Annotated in this window: 17 protein-coding genes and 2 riboswitches; of the genes, 11 read left to right on the top strand and 6 right to left on the bottom strand. The window is 63.2% G+C overall.

Features of this window, described 5'->3' with window-relative positions:
- Positions 1–99: 99 nt before the first annotated feature.
- The 5 genes from cobM to fabF form a co-directional block, all read right to left on the bottom strand.
- Entirely contained in the window at positions 100–846 is a 747-nt protein-coding gene (gene cobM, locus ACW9I6_RS20735) for a precorrin-4 C(11)-methyltransferase (protein WP_102605651.1), read from the bottom strand.
- Positions 847–929: 83 nt separating this feature from the next.
- A complete protein-coding gene (locus ACW9I6_RS20730; protein ID WP_457339753.1) occupies positions 930–1,322 on the bottom strand; it encodes a cobalamin biosynthesis protein in 393 nt (130 codons plus the stop codon).
- Positions 1,319–2,017, bottom strand: a complete 699-nt coding sequence (locus ACW9I6_RS20725) for a CbtA family protein (protein ID WP_087694356.1) — start codon at positions 2,015–2,017, stop codon at positions 1,319–1,321. Before ACW9I6_RS20725 ends, ACW9I6_RS20730 begins: the two co-directional genes overlap by 4 nt.
- Positions 2,018–2,028: 11 nt before the next feature.
- A complete protein-coding gene (locus ACW9I6_RS20720) occupies positions 2,029–2,217 on the bottom strand; it encodes a CbtB domain-containing protein (protein ID WP_003217883.1) in 189 nt (62 codons plus the stop codon).
- Between the two features lie 97 nt (positions 2,218–2,314).
- A riboswitch (cobalamin riboswitch) is annotated at positions 2,315–2,530 on the bottom strand.
- A gap of 36 nt (positions 2,531–2,566) precedes the next feature.
- Entirely contained in the window at positions 2,567–3,835 is a 1,269-nt protein-coding gene (fabF, locus tag ACW9I6_RS20715; protein ID WP_219405719.1) for a beta-ketoacyl-ACP synthase II, read from the bottom strand.
- A gap of 113 nt (positions 3,836–3,948) precedes the next feature.
- Here fabF and ACW9I6_RS20710 point away from each other — a divergent pair, with 113 nt between their 5' ends.
- The 5 genes from ACW9I6_RS20710 to ACW9I6_RS20690 all read left to right on the top strand — a co-directional run bounded on the left by ACW9I6_RS20710 (position 3,949) and on the right by ACW9I6_RS20690 (position 11,251).
- Complete coding sequence (locus ACW9I6_RS20710; RefSeq protein ID WP_177009805.1) at positions 3,949–4,467, top strand: winged helix-turn-helix transcriptional regulator; 519 nt, start codon at positions 3,949–3,951, stop codon at positions 4,465–4,467.
- A riboswitch (cobalamin riboswitch) is annotated at positions 4,464–4,665 on the top strand. It overlaps the preceding gene by 4 nt.
- A 93-nt stretch (positions 4,666–4,758) precedes the next feature.
- A complete protein-coding gene (cobW, locus tag ACW9I6_RS20705; protein WP_003217887.1) occupies positions 4,759–5,820 on the top strand; it encodes a cobalamin biosynthesis protein CobW in 1,062 nt (353 codons plus the stop codon).
- A 3-nt stretch (positions 5,821–5,823) separates the two neighbouring features.
- Positions 5,824–9,597, top strand: a complete 3,774-nt coding sequence (cobN, locus tag ACW9I6_RS20700) for a cobaltochelatase subunit CobN (RefSeq protein ID WP_457339752.1) — start codon at positions 5,824–5,826, stop codon at positions 9,595–9,597.
- Positions 9,597–10,595, top strand: a complete 999-nt coding sequence (locus ACW9I6_RS20695) for an ATP-binding protein (RefSeq protein WP_457339751.1) — start codon at positions 9,597–9,599, stop codon at positions 10,593–10,595. Before cobN ends, ACW9I6_RS20695 begins: the two co-directional genes overlap by 1 nt.
- A gap of 53 nt (positions 10,596–10,648) precedes the next feature.
- Positions 10,649–11,251, top strand: a complete 603-nt coding sequence (locus ACW9I6_RS20690) for a vWA domain-containing protein (RefSeq protein WP_457339754.1) — start codon at positions 10,649–10,651, stop codon at positions 11,249–11,251.
- Here the strand turns inward: ACW9I6_RS20690 and ACW9I6_RS20685 are convergent.
- Entirely contained in the window at positions 11,208–12,194 is a 987-nt protein-coding gene (locus ACW9I6_RS20685) for a DUF1853 family protein (RefSeq protein ID WP_457339750.1), read from the bottom strand. The genes ACW9I6_RS20690 and ACW9I6_RS20685 overlap by 44 nt on opposite strands.
- Positions 12,195–12,337: 143 nt before the next feature.
- Between ACW9I6_RS20685 and ACW9I6_RS20680 the strand changes: the two genes are divergently transcribed.
- From ACW9I6_RS20680 to pepN, 6 genes are read left to right on the top strand one after another with little or no spacing between them, the layout of a single operon-like run.
- On the top strand, positions 12,338–13,228 hold the full coding sequence (locus tag ACW9I6_RS20680) for an NAD(+) kinase (RefSeq protein WP_003217892.1): 891 nt from the start codon (positions 12,338–12,340) through the stop codon (positions 13,226–13,228).
- Positions 13,225–14,199, top strand: coding sequence for a metallophosphoesterase (locus ACW9I6_RS20675; RefSeq protein ID WP_161635726.1), 975 nt, complete (start codon positions 13,225–13,227; stop codon positions 14,197–14,199). Before ACW9I6_RS20680 ends, ACW9I6_RS20675 begins: the two co-directional genes overlap by 4 nt.
- Entirely contained in the window at positions 14,196–15,071 is an 876-nt protein-coding gene (locus tag ACW9I6_RS20670; protein ID WP_008431996.1) for a rhomboid family intramembrane serine protease, read from the top strand. Before ACW9I6_RS20675 ends, ACW9I6_RS20670 begins: the two co-directional genes overlap by 4 nt.
- 15 nt (positions 15,072–15,086) lie before the next feature.
- Entirely contained in the window at positions 15,087–15,347 is a 261-nt protein-coding gene (locus ACW9I6_RS20665; RefSeq protein ID WP_003217900.1) for a YeaC family protein, read from the top strand.
- Positions 15,344–16,174, top strand: coding sequence for a DUF2797 domain-containing protein (locus tag ACW9I6_RS20660; RefSeq protein WP_003217902.1), 831 nt, complete (start codon positions 15,344–15,346; stop codon positions 16,172–16,174). Before ACW9I6_RS20665 ends, ACW9I6_RS20660 begins: the two co-directional genes overlap by 4 nt.
- A gap of 13 nt (positions 16,175–16,187) precedes the next feature.
- Positions 16,188–18,845 carry an aminopeptidase N gene (gene pepN / locus ACW9I6_RS20655; RefSeq protein ID WP_177023399.1) on the top strand — a complete coding sequence of 886 codons (2,658 nt, stop codon included), beginning with the start codon at positions 16,188–16,190 and terminating at the stop codon, positions 18,843–18,845.
- The last annotated feature ends 72 nt before the right edge of the window (positions 18,846–18,917 follow it).

The raw sequence follows: 18,917 nt of genomic DNA, 5'->3' as shown, positions 1-18,917 counted from the left end.
GCGTTTTGCTTACTTTTGCGCTCTTCAAAAGTGAGCCGCTGTAAGAGCGGAACCATAAGCCGCCGTTACCTAAATAACGGATATGTACCCCATCCCCCCTCAGGGCCGATACAAATGCGCATGCCCCGCACGATACAACGACGACTCACCAAAACTGTCACTGGCCAAAACCCGACCCACCAGAATCAACGCCGTACGCCGAAACCCCTTGGCTGCCACCTTCCCGGCAATATCCGCCAGCGTACCAATGGCCCAATCCTGATCCGGCCAAGTCGCCCGATGCACCACCGCAATCGGACAATCCTCCCCATAGTGAGGCACCAACTCAGCCACGATCTTCTCCAGATGATTCACCCCCAGGTGAATCGCCATGGTCGTCCCATGCTGCGCCAGGCTACTGAACACCTCACCCTCAGGCATCGCCGTCTTATCCGCATACCGCGTCAAAATCACACTCTGTGCAATGTCCGGCAATGTCAGCTCAGCCTCTAACAATGCCGCACAAGCCGCCACCGCCGTCACTCCGGGAATGATCTGAAACCCAATCCCAAGCTCCCGCAAAAGCCGAATCTGCTCCCCAATCGCCCCGTACAAACTCGGATCCCCGGAATGCACCCGCGCCACATCCTGGCCTTTCTCATGGGCCGTCTTGATCAGCTCGATGATCTGCTCCAGATGCAACTCCGCACTGTTAACCACCAGCTCCGCCTGATGCCCCTCAAGCACCGCCGCCGGTACCAGCGAGCCGGCATAGATAATCACCGGGCAACTGCGAATCAGCCGCTGCCCCTTGACCGTGATCAATTCCGGATCGCCTGGGCCTGCGCCGATGAAAAAGACAGTCATGGATTCATTCCTGTGAAAAAAAGCACGCGAGCAGCCTTCCAGATGAAGATTGCTCATGATCGAGGCTGACGATTATCGGGAATTCAGCCGGCGCAAGCCAATGCAAAGGTGGCCTGGGCGGTTTTTTTGCGGGTGATCAGCAGGGTGGCAGGGCTTTGAGACAGCTGTTCTGCCAGGGCCAGGGCGGCACTTTCAGCAATGCCGTAGCAGCCGGTATGAGCAAAAACCGTCTCGGACTTATGGCTCAGTCGATCTTCATAGGGCGCCAATTGCTCCGCACTGAAAAATACCAACGGCAAATCCAGAACCTGAGCCAGTGCCAGCAACCCCGGCTCATCCCGCTTGCGATCAAGACTGGCCAACGCAATGATGCGCTGGCGCTCAATGCCACCCTCGGCGAGGGCGACATTGAACAGTTCAAGCAGGGCGTCGACAGAACAACCCCGCTGACACCCCAGGCCAACCGCCAGGATCATGCCGAATACTGACCATCACGGTTACGGCGAAACAGCCAGGCACTGATCAAGCCCAGCGCCAGCCAGAAGGCAACGTTGGTCAACTGCGAGGCGATCTTGAATTGAGCTTCCAGAGCCTCCGGCGCCAGCATCGAGTGGACTTCCGGCTGTGGTGCGCCAATCACATGGGGCACAGCCAGGATCGCCACGCCCAGGATTTTCAGTAGCCAGTTACGACCGAACACGATCAGCGCGATACCGGCAGCGGTAGAGGCGGCAGTGCCGATCCACCAGATTTGCCGTTGCGCCAGGTCTGCCGCCGCAGTCCCCGGCAATTCAGGCGGCAAGCCCAGGGTCGGCGCCAACACAAAGGTGGCGTAACCGGCCAGGCCCCACAGCAGGCCTTGGGCCGTGCGGGTCGGTGCACGCAAGGTGTACAGGCCGGCAAGCATCAGGGCAAAACCTACGGCGACCACCAGGTTACCGCCCGTAGTCGACAGCACACGCTGCCAGCCATCTTCCGGCTCCCAGGCTTCAGCGTCGTGGGTGTGGGCCGTGGCATCGGCATGTTCATGCACTTCGGTCGCGGCCGGGGCGTTTTCGAAGGTTTCCGCCTGCAGGATCAGCGGGGCAACCCAGAAGCTTTGCAGCAAGGTCAGCAGCAAGGCGGCCAGGAGGCCGGTGAAACCTGCGGTTTGGGCAATACGCTTGATCATGTCGGCAGGTCTCAGTGGCACGGGAACGCAGCGCTGTGACGGGTATCGTGGGCGGCGTTGTGCACCGCTTCGATGTGCGAGAAACCGGCGAAATACACCAGGCACGCGCCGAGGATCGACGCGCCGATGGCGGCAGTCAGGCGTTGGCTCAGGGTGGCGGTGGTGCTGGCGGTAGAGGCGGTGCTGCTGATGATCGACATGGCGCGTCCCTTCAGGGTTTCAGGGTGACACGAGCGCATGAAAACCCCGCGAGCCAGGCACGCAGGGTTCTGAACAGCGCCCGCCCACCGCGGGTTTGTTATCTGATTTTTTCGGGCCGGTCTCCGGGCTTGCGAGGGGCCTGGGCCTTGAAAGCATCACCTTCCCATGCCGTAGAGGCACAGTGGTTTTGATGCTTCACTCGCTTACCGTTGCGGGGGCAGCACCGGACTCGTCACGCCCTTGAGTAAAGGAACATGACTCACCGGTTTCCCGTTTCACCCTGTGAAGGGCACCCGAAACAAGATGTGTAGGAGAGCATGGGCGGGCGATGGGCGTCAAATCGCCGGGTTATTGCCAGCGTTTGAACAGCACGCTGGCATTCACGCCGCCGAATCCAAACCCATTGGAAATCGCGTATTCAATCGGCAACGACCGGGCTTGGCCTCGGACCATATCCAGTCCTTCGGCAGCGGGGTCCGGGTTGTCCAGATTGAGGGTCGCCGGGGCAATCTGGTCGCGCAGGGCGAGCACGGTGAAGATCGCCTCGATCCCGCCCGCTGCGCCCAGTAAGTGGCCAGTCGCCGACTTCGTTGCGCTGATAGCCACACTGGAATCGGCTCCGAACAGCGTATTGATCGCTGCCAGTTCGCCGTTGTCGCCTACGGGGGTCGACGTGGCATGGGCGTTCAAGTGCTGGATCTGTGCGGCGCTGATCCCTGCCTGCGCGATCGCCAGTTCCATTGCCCTGCGTGCACCCGAGCCATCTTCCGGGCCCGAGGTCATGTGATAGGCGTCGGCGCTGGTGCCGTAGCCCACCAGCTCTGCAATAGGCGTCGCCCCGCGAGCCAATGCATGCTCCAGTTCCTCGATCACCAACAGCCCGGCACCTTCGCCCATCACAAACCCGTCGCGGCCTTGATCGAACGGGCGGGAAGCCAATGCCGGCGTGTCGTTGTAATCGCTGGACAGCGCACGCGCCGCAGCAAAACCGCCGAGGCTGACTCGGTGGATACAGGCTTCGGCGCCGCCACACACGGCGATGTCGATTTCGCCGGCACGGATCATGCGCGCAGCATCACCAATCGCCTGTACGCCGGCGGCGCAAGCAGTGACGGGGGAGCCCAGCGGACCTTTCAGTTGATGCTGGATCGACACGTGCCCGGCCGCCATGTTGCCGAGGAATGACGGGATCGTGAACGGCGACAGGCGGCGAGGCCCTTTGCTGTCAGCCGTACGAACGGCCTCGGCAATCGCGGGAAAACCACCCACGCCGGAGGCGATGATTGTCGCGGTACGTTCCTGCTGCGATGGCGTCTGCGGACTCCAGCCTGCCTGGGCCAGGGCCTCTTGCGCGGCTGCCAGGGCAAACACGATGAACCGGTCCATCTTGCGTTGTTCCTTGGCCGGGATGACAGTGTCCGGGTCAAAGCCGGCTTCAGGGTCCTGGATGCGGTCCAACACTTGGCCGCCGATGCTGATTGCCAGGTCGCCGATCAATGCCTCGGGTAGCCTGCGAATCCCGGATTCACCGGCCAGCAGGCGCTTCCAGGTCTGTTCCACGCCGGTTGCCAGCGGTGTCACTGCACCCATGCCGGTCACAACAATTCGCTTACTCATGATCGCTTAGCTCCGCAAATTTCAGGTTGGTAGCAATGCATGGACGAAACTATCATTATGAAAGTAACATCCGATAGCTGAAATTTCCGTAGCCGCCCCACAGAGGAACTGCAATGCAACGTAAGTCGCTGGTGAATGCCGAATGCCCGGTAGCCCGTGGAGTGGAACGGGTAGGCGAGTGGTGGAGCATCCTGATCATGCGCGACGCGCTGCAAGGTTTGCGGCGTTTTGATGAGTTTTCCCAGAGCCTGGGGATCGCTCCGAACATGCTCACTCGCCGGCTCAACAGCCTGGTGGAAGCGGGGCTGCTGGAACGCCGGCAATACAGCGAGCGGCCGCCCCGTTTCGAGTACGTACCGACGCCGGTTGGCGAGGATTTCCGGGTGGTGATCATGGCGTTCATCGGCTGGGGCAACCGCCATTTCGCCAACGAAGGTGAAAGCCTGCAATTGGTCGACCGGAAAACCCGGCGCCCGGTGGAAGTGGCGGTGGTGGACGCCGACGGTGCACGCGTGTCCGTCGAGCAATGCAGCGTCCAGGCCGGGCCGGCGGCGAGCGAAGGCATGCTGGAGCGCCTGGCGCTGCTTAGTGCCAAACGCTCGGACATTGACCCGTCCCCGCGCACTGCGTAGCCTTGCACCTTCGAGGTTCTTCGGCCCAGGCCGAAGCTAAGAAGGGAACGCGGTCAATGCCGCGGCTGCCCCCGCAACTGTAAAGGGTTTATCTGACTGCCACGCCACTGCCTGAACAAGGCGGGAAGGCGCAGCCAGCGCCGGCATCACCGCCGGCAAGCCCCAAGCCAGGAGACCTGCCTCGCAACCGATTTTCTACTTCAACCGGGCGGGGTGATCCGGTGGCGAATTCTGCTCCTGCGCACCCGCGCAGGGCCACTCGTCCCGTATGCCCGCCCCAAAGGGCATCCGATGAAAACACTGGCCAAACTCCCCGTCACCATCGTTACCGGCTTCCTCGGCTCGGGCAAGACCACCTTGCTGCGCCACATGCTGGATAACGCCCAGGGGCGCCGTATCGCGGTGATCGTCAACGAGTTCGGCGAGCTGGGCATTGACGGTGAAATCCTCAAGCAATGCTCCATCGGCTGTACCGAGGAAGAAGCCAACGGCCGCGTCTACGAATTGGCCAATGGCTGCCTGTGCTGCACGGTCCAGGAAGAGTTCTTCCCGGTGATGCGCGAACTGGTGGCCCGTCGCGGCGACCTCGACCATATCCTCATCGAAACTTCGGGCCTGGCCCTGCCAAAACCCTTGGTCCAGGCATTCCAGTGGCCGGAAATCCGCAGCGCCTGCACCGTTGACGCCGTGATCACCGTAGTCGACAGCCCGGCCGTGGCGGCCGGTACTTTCGCCGCCTTCCCGGACCAGGTTGATGCCCAGCGCAAACTCGACCCGAACCTGGACCACGAATCGCCGCTGCACGAGCTGTTCGCCGACCAACTGGCCAGCGCCGACCTGGTGATCCTCAACAAGTCCGACCTGATCAGCCCTGAAGACCTGGCCCGTGTGCGCCTGGAAGTGGCAGAAGAACTGCCGCCGGCGGTCAAAATCATCGAAGCCAGCAGCGGTCGCCTGCCGCTGGACGTATTGATCGGCCTGGGCGCGGGCTCGGAAGAACACATCGACGGCCGCCACAGCCATCACGATCATCATCACGAAGGTGAGGACGACCACGACCACGATGCCTTCGACTCCATCTCCATCGAACTGCCCCAGGCCGACGAAAGCCTGCTGCTGGACGCCCTGACCCAACTGGTGGTCAAGCACGGCATCCTGCGGGTCAAGGGCTTCGCGGCGATCCCGAACAAGCCGATGCGCCTGCTGATCCAGGGCGTGGGCACGCGTTTCGACAAGCACTTCGACCGCGCCTGGCGCGCCGATGAGCCGCGCGCCACGCACCTGGTGCTGATCGGCCAGGAACTCGACGCCGCCTTGCTCGAAGCGCAACTGCGCGCTGCCCTCAGCGTTTAAACCATGCATCTGCTCAGGACCCAGCCCGGCGGTTTCGTTTCGGATGACAACATCGCTGACCTTGGGCAAACCCCCGCCGAGCTGGTGATCCTGTGCAGCGGTGATTCCAGCCTGGCGCTGCTGGCCGAAGCGGCCCAGCAGTTGCCCGAGGATTACCCGAGCCTGCGCCTGGCGAACCCGATGCAGGTGCAGAACCATGCTTCGGTCGACCTGTATGTGGATGAGGTGCTGCGCCACGCCAAGGTCATCCTGATTTCGCTGCACGGCGGCATCGGTTATTGGCGCTACGGTATCGAGCGCCTGGTGGAGTTGGCCGAACGCGGCGTGCAGCTGATCCTGGTGCCGGGGGATGATCGCCCGGACCCGGAACTCAGTGGCCTCAGCACCGTGGGCGCCGAGGAACGTGACCGGCTCTGGCACTTCCTGCGCCAGGGTGGTTTGGGGAATGCGCTGGATTTCTATCGTTGCCTGGCCGCCGGCTACCTTGGCCGCGATTACGCCTGGAGCGAGCCGCAAACCCTGCCGCGCACGGCGATTTATCACCCGCATAAAGCCAATGCCCGTCTCAACGATTGGCAGGCTGACTGGCAAGCTGATTTTCCCGTGGCGGCGGTGCTGTTCTACCGCTCCCATTTGCAGGCGGCCAACACCGGCTTTATCGATGTTTTTTGCCAGCGCTTGCAGGCCGCGGGTCTCAACCCGCTGCCGATGGCGGTGGCCAGTTTGAAAGAGCCCGGCTGCCTGACCGTGGTCGAGGATTTGCTGGACGAGGTGCACGCCTCGGTGATTCTGAACACCACCGGTTTTGCCCAGTCCAGCCCCGAAGCGCCGCACCTGCGGCCGTTTCGCCGCAATATCCCGGTGATCCAGGCGATTTGCGCCCAGGACAACGAGCCCGGCTGGCAGGCCAGCGAGCAAGGCCTCGGCCCACGTGACCTGGCGATGCACATCGCGTTGCCGGAACTGGACGGGCGCATCATCAGCCGGCCCATCAGCTTCAAGGACCTGGCCTGGCGCAGTGAGCGCAGCCAGTCGGATGTGGTGTGCTATCGCGCACAACCGGAGCGCATGGACTTTGTCGCCGAACTGGCGCGGCGCTGGGTCGAACTGGCGCGGGTGCCGAATGGCGAAAAGCGTATCGCGCTGATCCTCGCCAACTACCCGACCCGGGACGGACGTATCGGCAACGGCGTGGGTCTCGACACCCCAGCCGCCGCGCTGAATATCCTGCGGGCACTGAAAATCCAAGGTTATCCGCTGCCGGACGAGCTGCCGGAAAGCGGAACGGCACTGATCCAGGCGCTCTTGGGCGGCGTCAGCAACGACCTGGACAGCCTCGACTTGCGTCCGTGTCATCAGAGCCTGGCGCTGGATGACTACGAGGCGATGTTCAACCGCTTGCCCGAGTCCAATCGCCAGGCCGTGTTGGCACGCTGGGGTACACCTCATAGCGATCCGATGTTCCGCGACGGCCGCATGATGATCGCGGGCCTGCGTTTGGGCCTGACCTTCGTCGGCATCCAGCCGGCCCGGGGTTACCAGGTGGACGCGAGTGCGGTCTATCACGACCCGGACCTGGTGCCGCCCCATGGCTACCTGGCGTTCTACTTCTGGTTGCGCCACACCTACGGCGCCCACGGCGTGATCCACGTTGGCAAGCACGGCAACCTGGAATGGCTGCCGGGCAAGGGCGTCGGGCTTTCCGAGAACTGCTGGCCCGACGCACTACTGGGGCCGCTGCCGAATATCTACCCGTTTATCGTCAATGACCCGGGCGAGGGCGCCCAGGCCAAGCGCCGCACCCAGGCCGTGATCATCGACCACCTGATGCCGCCGCTGACCCGCGCCGAAACCTATGGGCCGCTGCGCGACCTGGAGTTGCTGGCCGACGAGTATTACGAGGCACAACTGCTCGACCCACGGCGTGCCCGCGAGCTGCAAAAGGACATCCTCAAGCTGGTGCGCGAAACCCGCATCGACCAGGAACTGGCCCTGGACGAAAACCTCGACAGCGACGCCGATGCGGCGATCTGGCTGCCGCGCCTGGACACCTACCTGTGTGACTTGAAGGAGTCGCAGATTCGCGATGGCCTGCACATTTTCGGCGAGTCACCCGAGGGCCGCTTGCGCATCGACACCTTGCTGGCGTTGTTGCGTATTCCGCGTGGCGATGGGCGCGGGCCGCAATCGAGCCTGCTGCGGGTATTGGCCAAGGCCTTCGACCTGGGCTTCGATCCGCTGGACTGCGCCCTGGCCGAGCCGTGGACGGGGCGCCGGCCAGTGGTGTTGCAGAAGATCGACACGCAGTTGTGGCGCACCGCCGGCGACACCCGTGAACGCCTGGAGCTGTATGCCGCGCGCTTGATCGAGCAGGCGCTGGAAGGTGCCGTGGAGCAGCTTGAAGAGCCCGGCTGGGAAGACGTCAAGGCGGTGATCGAGAGCTTGCGCATCGTCGTCGCGCCACGCCTGGATGCCTGCGGCCCGGCGGAAATGCGCGGGTTGCTGGATGCCTTGAGCGGGCGCTTCGTCCCGGCCGGGCCCAGCGGCGCGCCGAGCCGGGGCCGTCTGGACGTGTTGCCTACCGGTCGTAACTTTTTCTCGGTGGATGTGCGCAACCTGCCCACCACCACTGCCTGGCGCATCGGCTTCCAGTCGGCGAACCTGATCCTTGAGCGTCACCTGCAAGACCATGGCGACCACTTGCGCCAACTCGGCCTGTCGGTGTGGGGCACTGCCACCATGCGCACCGGTGGCGACGATATCGCCCAGGCCATGGCGCTGATGGGCGTGCGTCCGGTGTGGGCCACCGGCAGCCAGCGGGTGGATGACTTTGAAATCCTGCCGATCAGTCTGCTGGACCGGCCACGGGTGGATGTGACCTTGCGCGTGTCGGGGTTCTTCCGTGATGCATTCGCCAACCTGATCCGCCTGTTCGATGCGGCGGTGCAAGCCGTGGCGGCGCTGGACGAACCCGACGACCTGAACCCTCTGGCGGCCAAGGTGCGCAGTGAGCGAGAGGCCTTGCGCCTGTCGGGCCTGGACGAGGACGCGGCGGCGAAGCAGGCTGGTTGGCGGATCTTCGGTGCCAAGCCCGGTGCCTATGGTGCCGGCGTGCAGGGCGCGATTGATGGGCGCTTGTGGCAGAGCCGCGAAGACCTGGCGGAGGTTTACCTGAACTGGGGCGGCTACGCCTATGGCGGCTCCGACGAAGGCACCGCCGCCCGCGAACAGTTTGCCCAGCGTTTGAGCCAGGTGCAGGCGGTGTTGCAGAACCAGGACAACCGCGAGCATGACCTGCTCGACTCCAATGACTACTACCAATTCCAGGGCGGCATGCTCGCCGCCGTGGAAACCCTGAGCGGCGACAAGGCCGCCAGCTATCATGGTGACCACAGCCAGCCGGACTTGCCGAAAGTCCGCACGTTGAAGGAAGAGTTGAACCGGGTGATTCGTGCCCGTGCGGCCAACCCGAAGTGGATCGAAGGGGTGAAGCGCCACGGCTACAAAGGCGCGTTCGAGATGGCAGCCACCGTGGATAATCTGTTCGCGTTCGACGCTACGACGGCGTTGATCGACGATCATCAATACGCGTTGCTGGCGGATGCCTACTTGCTGGACCCGGGCACCCGCGCCTTTGTGCAGCAGCACAACCCGGATGCCCTGCGGGACATGACCGAACGCATGCTCGAAGCCCAGCAACGCGGCATGTGGCAGGAGCCTGGGGCGTACCGCGAGGCGTTGGAAAACCTGTTGTTGGATATAGAAGAAGGCAGTTGATGACCGACATTCCACATTTCCCGCTGTCCGCCGTGGTCGGCGCCGACGACTTGAAACTGGCCCTGTGCCTGACGGCCATCGACCCGAAGATCGGTGGCGTGCTGATTGAAGGCCCGCGGGGCATGGCCAAGTCCACCCTGGCCCGTGGCCTGGCGGACTTGCTCGCCAGCGGCCAGTTCGTCACGCTGCCGTTGGGCGCCACCGAAGAGCGGCTGGTGGGCACACTCGATCTGGACGCGGCACTCAGTGAGGGCCGCGCACAGTTTTCCCCCGGCGTGCTGGCCAAGGCCGACGGCGGCGTGCTCTATGTCGATGAAGTCAACCTGCTGCCCGACCACCTGGTGGACCTGCTGCTGGACGTGGCCGCCAGCGGCACCAACCTGATCGAGCGCGACGGGATTTCCCACCGGCATTCGGCGCGTTTTGTGCTGATCGGCACCATGAACCCGGAAGAGGGCGAGCTGCGCCCGCAATTGCTCGACCGGTTTGGTTTCAACGTAGCGCTGAGCGGGCACACCCAGCCGGCCGAACGCGGGCAGATCATCCGTCGCCGCCTGGATTTCGACAGCGACCCTCAGGGTTTCTGCGGGCAATGGGCCGACCGGCAGGCCGCGCTGCGTGAGCGCTGCACCCGGGCCCGCGCCTTGCTGGATAGCATCCCGTTGGATAACCAGGCGCTGACGCAGATTACCGAGCGCTGCTTTGCCGCCGGCGTCGATGGCTTGCGCGCCGACCTGGTCTGGCTGCGTGGCGCACGTGCCCATGCGGCCTGGCGGGGCGCGACGGCTATCAGCGAAGAAGATATCGAAGCGGTCGCGGAATTTGCCCTGCGCCATCGTCGTCAGGAGCAATCCCCGCCTGCAACGCCGCCCGCTGGCGGTCAATCACCCAAGCCCAATGATGCACCTGAAGGCCAGGGCCAATGGGGCGACATGCCCGCACCTGCCTTGCCGATAGGTGCTCGCCGTGATGTGCCCACCTGGCCAAAAAAGCCCTAGGCATCCGCCCCAAACCTGACGCGGGGGCGGATGCACGGCCCAAGGCGGGTCGACTGAACAAGGGCCGGCGCGGACAGGCGCGCAGCGCGGCCGAAGGTTCGGTCAACTGGCCGGGCACCTTGCTCGGCGGGCGGCCGCAACGCCGCGAAGATTTGCTGTATCAACTGCGTAGCCGTACGCCCCATGAGCTGTGGCTGGTGATTGTCGATGCTTCGGCCTCCACCCGGCGGCATCAGGCGCTGAGTGATGCCAAGGGGTTGCTGGCCCAACTGTTCGACGATGCCTATCGACAGCGGGCGCGCATGGCGTTGCTCACCGCGAGCGGGCAATCGCCAAAGTGGCAGGTGCAGGGATTAAAGGCGGCAAAAGGGCTGGGTCAGTGGCTTGATGGCCTCGGTGCAGGCGGTGGCACGCCATTGTTGGCAGCGCTGAACGAAGCGGGGCACTGGTTGTTGGCGCGGCGCAAGCGTTACCCGGTGGAGCAGCAGCGGTTGCTGGTGATCACCGATGGACGGCTGAAAGATGTGGCAGGGCTGCCGCCGCTGGACTGCCCGGGCTTGCTGGTGGACATCGAGCGCGGTCCGATTCGGTTGGGCCGTTCAAAGCAGCTGGCTATGGGGTTACAGATTGACTATCGGCATATCGATAACCTGTAAGCGCCGGCACGTTCGGCCACAGATCCGCCACCAGAAACAACCGTTCGGCTTCTTCCCATTCGCCTTCGCTGTTTTCCACCAGGCGCACCAGCAACTGCGCGGGCGCCATGGGGTCCAGTTCGGTTAGCCAGTGCTGCATCCGGGCCGCGTCCCAGGCCTCGTTCGCCGGGTAGTGCGCCGGCGCCAGCCATGCGTGGCGGGGCAGCGGTTGCCAGCGTCCTGCCGGGCTTTGCTCGATAAACCTCGACCAATCGCGCTGATGCAGCCAGCGGCCATTCAGGTGTTGGGGATGCGCGCCCTGCGGCGCCTGCGCCATGCCCGGCCATGGGTAGAGCAGATAACCGCCCAGCCACAGATGGGCATCAAAGGTCTGGATATCCAGCGCGGCCAGGACTTCGCGGCTCTCCGGCCGGGCGGAAATCGGCAGTTGGTGCTGGGCCAGGTGCGCCAGCTTGCGGTCGAGCCGGTCATGACAGCCGGGGCCGAGCCATTGCGCGGTGTCCCGGCCATTACCGTCCTGGGGCCCGAGGTAGAGTTTGATCGCCAGTTCCAGATGATGCACACCGTCACGGTCGCGCAGCAGCATGTCCAGCTCGCCCAGGGTATGCCCGGCCTGGCGGATCGGCAGGTTGGCCGCCAGCAGCTCCACGCCCGGCGCATGCTGCACGGCGAATTGCCACAGCCGTTCGTAATACAACCCCAGCCGGCGGGTGCGTGCCTGGCTCAGCCAATGCAGCAAGGCACTGCTGTCCTGGTCCAGCTGGCGCAGCCACTGCTCCAGCAAATGCGGGGCCTGCACCCAGTCGCTGCCGGTCAGCGGGTGGCGTTGTGGCCACGGCGTTTGCGCGAGCATCGGCGGGGCGAGCATCACCCACGCGAGATCGCGCACCTCGGGGTGACGCAGTTGGCGGGGCAGGTGCTGCAAATCAGGGAACAGAGTCATGGTCCGAGCATAGCCTTTTACAGCCGGGAAGGGGGCTGAGAACCGTTGTCGTCTGGGGTTTGCGGCGACAAAGGATTTTGTGTAACGCCGGCTTTCGCCCATAATCGTTCTTTTTTGCAGAACCCGAACCCCGCAGGAGCCCCATGGAGCAATTTCGCAATATCGGCATTATCGGTCGCCTGGGCAGTACCCAGGTGCTGGACACCGTCCGCCGACTGAAAAAGTTTCTGCTCGAGCGCCACCTGCACGTGATCCTCGAAGACACCATCGCTGAAATCCTCCCGGGCCATGGCCTGCAGACCTCGTCGCGCAAGATGCTCGGTGAAGTCTGCGACATGGTGATCGTGGTGGGCGGCGACGGCAGCCTGCTGGGCGCCGCCCGGGCGCTGGCGCGGCATAACGTGCCGGTGCTGGGGATCAACCGTGGAAGCCTGGGGTTCCTCACCGATATTCGCCCCGACGAGCTGGAAGTCGAAGTGGCCAAGGTGCTGGACGGCCACTACCTGGTGGAAAACCGCTTCCTGCTGCAAGCCGAAGTGCGCCGCCACGGCGAAGCCATCGGCCAGGGCGACGCCCTCAACGATGTGGTGCTGCACCCCGGCAAGTCGACGCGGATGATCGAGTTCGAGTTGTACATCGACGGCCAGTTCGTGTGCAGCCAGAAGGCCGACGGCCTGATCGTCGCCACGCCGACCGGGTCCACGGCCTACGCGCTGTCGGCCGGTGGGCCGATCATGCATCCCAAGCTGGATGCCATTGTGATCGTGCCGATGTATCCCCATATGTTGTCCAGCAGGCCTATCGTGGTCGATGGCAACAGTGAGCTGAAAATCGTGGTGTCAAAAGACATGCAGATCTACCCGCAAGTCTCCTGCGACGGGCAGAACCATTTCACCTGCGCCCCCGGTGACACCATCACCGTGAGCAAAAAGGCACAGAAGTTGCGGTTGATCCACCCGCTGGACCACAACTACTACGAAGTGTGCCGGACCAAGCTGGGCTGGGGCAGCCGCTTGGGGGGTGGAGGCGACTGATGCTCGATCCCGCGCGTAGCTACGACCTGATTGGTGACGTGCACGGTTGCGCTCATACCCTTGAGCACTTGCTCGACCGATTGGGTTACCACAAGCAGGGCGGCACCTGGCGCCATCCCTCGCGAATGGCCGTGTTCCTCGGCGATATCATCGACCGTGGCCCGCGCATTCGCGAGGCGCTGCATATCGTCCACGACATGACCGAGGCCGGCCAGGCGCTGTGCATCATGGGCAACCATGAGTTCAACGCGCTGGGCTGGAGCACGCCCGCCGCCCCGGGCAGCGGCAAGCAGTTTGTGCGCGAGCACACGCCACGCCACGCGCGGTTGATCCACGAGACCCTGACCCAGTTCGAACAGCACCCGGCAGACTGGCACGATTTCCTCGGCTGGTTCTATGACATGCCGCTGTTTGTCGACGCCGGGCGATTCCGCGTAGTGCACGCCTGCTGGGACAACGGCTTTATCGAGCCCCTGCGCGCGCATTTCCCGGACGGCTGCATCGACGAACACTTCCTGCAAGCCGCCGCCGTGCCCGGCAGTTTCGCCAGCAATGCCTTCGACCGCCTGTTGCGCGGCACCGACATGCGCCTGCCGGACGGCTTGACCCTGACCGGCGGCGACGGCCTGACGCGTTCGTTCTTCCGCACCAAGTTCTGGGAAGACGACCCGAAAACCTACGGCGATATCGTGTTCCAGCCCGATGCGCTGCCGGAACCTGTGGCCGCCACGCCGCTGTCGTCCACTGAAAAGAATTCCCTGCTGCGCTACGGCGTCGACGAGCCATTGCTGTTCGTCGGCCACTACTGGCGCAGCGGCAAACCGGCGCCGATCCGCCCGAACCTGGCCTGCCTGGACTACAGCGCGGTGCTGTACGGCAAGCTGGTGGCGTACCGGCTGGATCAGGAAACCCGCCTGGACCCGCGTAAATTTGTTTGGGTCGATGTCGAGCGCCCTGAGGTTATTTCATGAGTACCGTTGCTGTGTTACGCCTGCCGCTGGCGGTGGATTTGAGTGGTTTCGTCAAGCTTCTGCAACGCATGCAAGTGCCCCATCGCGTCAGCGAAGAAGCCGGGGAGCAGGTGCTGTGGGTGCCTGATTCCATCAGTGAAGACGTGAAGGTCCTGTACCAGCGCTTTCCGGCCGGTGACCCGGACCAGCAACTGGACATTCCCGAGCAGGCGACGTCGACCAGGCGTCCCGGGTTTGCCCAGCAGCTTCGCCACAGCCCGGTGACCGCGTTGGTGTTGCTGCTGAGCATCATCGTCGGCGCCGTTACGTTGCTGGGGGATAACCTGCAAGCCATGAGCTGGCTGACGTTCCTGCCGTTCAGCGTGGCAGGCGAGTACATCCGTTTCACGCCATTGACCGACAGCCTGGCGTCGGGACAGTGGTGGCGCCTCGTCACGCCGATGTTGATCCACTTCGGCATCCTGCACCTGGCCATGAACGGCATGTGGTACTGGGAGCTGGGGCGACGCATCGAGTTGCGCCAGGGCAGCATCAACCTGCTGGGCCTGACCCTGCTGTTCAGCCTGGTGTCGAACTACGCTCAATACTATTTTGGTGGTCCCGGCCTGTTTGGCGGGTTGTCCGGCGTGCTGTATGGCTTGCTCGGGCATTGCTGGATCTATCAGTGGGTGTCGCCGAATCCGGTGTATCGCCTGCCTCGCGGGGTGTTGGTGATGATGCTGGTGTGGCTGGTGCTGTGCCTGTCGGGCCTGGTCTCGATGATCGGCTTCGGCGAAATCGCCAACGCGGCCCACGTGGGTGGCCTGGTGATGGGTTGCCTGACCGGTTTGTTGGGTGGCTTGTACAGCCGCCGCAAAATGTCTCCTATTTAGTTAAGGAAGAGTCTTATGTCCTCTTTTGTCGAAATGATCGAAAACATCACCCCGGACATCTACGAGAGCCTCAAGCTCGCCGTGGAAATCGGCAAATGGTCCGATGGCCGCAAGCTCACCGCCGAGCAGCGTGAATTGTCGTTGCAGGCGGTGATCGCCTGGGAACTGCAGAACCTGCCGGAAGACCAGCGCACCGGCTACATGGGCCCGCAGGAATGCGCCTCGAAGTCGGCGCCGGTGCCGAACATCCTGTTCAAGTCGGATGCCATCCATTGATTGAGATTGGCCGTGGTGCAGTCAGCAAGATGTCGGCGCAGTTGGGTGAGCCGACCGTTCAATACGCGTTTCGCCTGGGCGACACCGAGGTGCCGGTCAATCCATTGATCGGCACTACCGTGCGCCTGGAATACCTCGGTGCGATCCATTGCACCCATTGCGGTCGCAAGACCAAGACCAGTTTCAGCCAGGGTTACTGCTACCCGTGCATGACCAAACTGGCCCAGTGCGACCTGTGCATCATGAGCCCCGAGCGCTGCCATTACGACGCCGGCACCTGCCGCGATCCGGCCTGGGGTGAAAAATTCTGCATGACCGACCACGTGGTGTACCTGGCGAACTCGTCGGGGATCAAGGTCGGCATCACCCGCGCCAGCCAGCTGCCGACCCGCTGGCTCGACCAGGGCGCCAGCCAGGCGCTGCCGATCATGCGCGTTGCCACGCGCCAGCAGTCGGGCTTCGTCGAAGACCTGTTCCGCAGCCAGGTGGCCGACAAGACCAACTGGCGCGCGCTGCTCAAGGGCGACGCGCAGGCAGTCGACCTTGCGCAGGTACGCGACGAACTGTTCGCCAGCTGTGCCGAAGGCATGCTCGGTTTGCAGGAACGCTTTGGCCTGCAGGCCATCCAACCGGTGACCGACATCGAACCGATCGAAATCCGCTACCCGATCGAGCAGTATCCGACCAAGATCGTCAGCTTCAACCTGGACAAGAACCCGATTGCCGAAGGCACGCTGATGGGGATCAAGGGCCAATACCTGATCTTCGATACCGGCGTGATCAATATTCGTAAATACACGGCCTACCAGCTCGCCGTGCATCAGTAGAAGGACGACAGACATGCGCACCGAACAGCCGAAGATGATTTACCTGAAGGACTATCAGGCGCCGGATTACCTGATCGACGAGACGCACCTGACCTTCGAGTTGTTCGAGGACCATAGCCTGGTCCACGCGCAGCTGGTGATGCGCCGCAACCCCGAGCGCGGCGCCGGCTTGCCGCCGCTGGTGCTGGACGGGCAGCAGCTGGAGCTGCTGTCGGTGAACCTGGCCGACCAGGAACTGACCGACGCCGACTACCAGTTGAGCGACAGCCACCTGACCGTGCACCCCACCAGCGCGACCTTCACCCTCGACACCACGGTGAAGATCCACCCGGAAACCAATACCGCCCTGGAAGGCCTGTACAAATCCGGCGGCATGTTCTGCACCCAGTGCGAGGCCGAGGGTTTCCGCAAGATCACCTATTACCTCGACCGTCCGGACGTGATGAGCGTGTTCACCACCACGGTGATCGCCGAGCAACACAGCTACCCGGTGTTGCTGTCCAACGGCAACCCGATTGCTTCCGGCCCTGGCGAAGACGGCCGGCACTGGGCGACCTGGGAAGATCCGTTCAAGAAGCCGGCGTACCTGTTTGCACTGGTGGCCGGTGATTTGTGGTGTGTCGAAGACACCTTCACCACCATGACCGAGCGCACCGTGGCGCTGCGTATCTATGTCGAGCCAGAAAACATCGATAAGTGCCAGCACGCCATGAACAGCCTGAAGAAATCCATGCGCTGGGACGAGGAAGTCTATGGCCGTGAGTACGACCTCGACATCTTCATGATCGTCGCGGTCAACGACTTCAACATGGGCGCCATGGAAAACAAGGGCCTCAACATCTTCAACTCCAGCGCCGTGCTGGCCCGTGCCGAAACCGCCACCGACGCCGCGCACCAGCGAGTCGAGGCGATCGTTGCCCACGAATACTTCCACAACTGGTCGGGCAACCGCGTGACTTGCCGCGACTGGTTCCAGCTGTCGCTGAAGGAAGGCTTCACGGTGTTCCGTGATTCGCAGTTCTCTGCCGACATGAATTCGGCCACCGTCAAGCGCATCCAGGACGTGGCTTATCTGCGCACTCACCAGTTCGCCGAAGATGCCGGCCCCATGGCCCACGCCGTGCGTCCGGACGGCTTTATCGAGATCTCCAACTTCTACACCCTGACCGTGTACGAAAAGGGCTCGGAAGTCGTCCGTATGATCCAAACCTTGCTCGGCGCCGAAGGGTTCCGCAAAGGCAGTGACCTGTACTTCGAACGCCACGACGGCCAGGCTGTGACCTGCGATGACTTCATCAAGGCCATGGAAGACGCCAACGGCGCTGACCTGACCCAGTTCAAGCGCTGGTACAGCCAGGCCGGTACGCCACGTCTGGCGGTGAGCGAGTCCTACGACGCGGTGGCTAAAACCTACAGCCTGACCTTCCGTCAAAGCTGCCCGGAAACCCCGGACAAGGTGGAAAAACTGCCGTTCGTGATTCCGGTTGAGCTGGGCCTGCTGGACGGGAAGGGCGCGGGCATCGCCTTGCGCCTGGCCGGTGAAACCGCTGCCGGCGCCACGTCCCGCGTGATCTCGGTGACCGAAGCCGAACAGACCTTCACCTTTGTCGACATCGCCGAGCACCCGCTGCCGTCGCTGCTGCGTGGCTTCTCGGCGCCGGTGAAGCTGAGCTTCCCGTATAACCGCGACCAACTGATGTTCCTGATGCAGCACGACAGCGATGGCTTCAATCGCTGGGACGCCGGCCAGCAGCTGTCGGTGCAGGTGTTGCAGGAGCTGATTGCCCAACATCAGCAGGGCAAGGCGCTGGTGCTGGATCAACGCCTGATCACCGCATTGCGCAGCGTATTGAGCGACGAAAGCCTGGATCAGGCGATGGTCGCCGAGATGCTCTCGCTGCCGAGCGAAGCCTACCTGACCGAAATCAGCGAAGTGGCGGATGTCGACGCCATCCACGCGGCCCGCGAGTTTGCTCGCAAGCAGTTGGCCGACAACCTGTTCGAAGGCCTGTGGCTGCGTTACCAGGCCAATCGCGACCTGTCGAAGAAAACCCCGTACGTGGCCGAGGCGGAACACTTTGCCCGTCGCGCCTTGCAGAACATTGCGCTGTCGTACCTGATGCTCAGCGGCAAGCCGGAAGTGCTGGCGGCGACCCTTGAACAGTTCGACGCGTGCGACAACATGACCGAGCGCCTGACGGCCCTGGCGGTGCTGGTCAACTCGCCGTTCGAAGAAGAGAAAGCCAAGGCGCTGGCGGTGTTTGCCGAGAACTTCAAGGACAACCCGCTGGTCATGGACCAGTGGTTCAGCGTGCAGGCGGGCAATGGTTTGCCGGGCGCGCTGGAGCGGGTCAAGACGTTGATGCAGCACCCTGCGTTCAACATCAAGAACCCGAACAAGGTGCGGGCACTGGTGGGCGCGTTTGCCGGGCAGAACCTGATCAACTTCCACGCGGCGGATGGTTCGGGCTATCGGTTCCTGGCGGACCTGGTGATCCAGTTGAATGGCTTCAACCCCCAGATTGCTTCGCGGCAATTGGCGCCGTTGACCCGCTGGCGCAAGTACGACAGCGTGCGGCAGGCGCTGATGAAAGGCGAGCTGGAGCGGATTCGCGCTTCGGGCGAGCTGTCCAGCGATGTGTTTGAAGTGGTGAGCAAAAGCCTCGCATAACTGAGGCTGAGTACTGCATCTGTGGCGAGGGAGCTTGCTCCCGCTGGAGTGCGCAGCGCTCCCAAGATTTTG

The organism is Pseudomonas sp. SDO5522_S412 (genome assembly GCF_054071215.1).
Note: the sequence above shows the minus strand (reverse complement) of the source record. Positions and strands in the feature narration are given on the sequence as shown.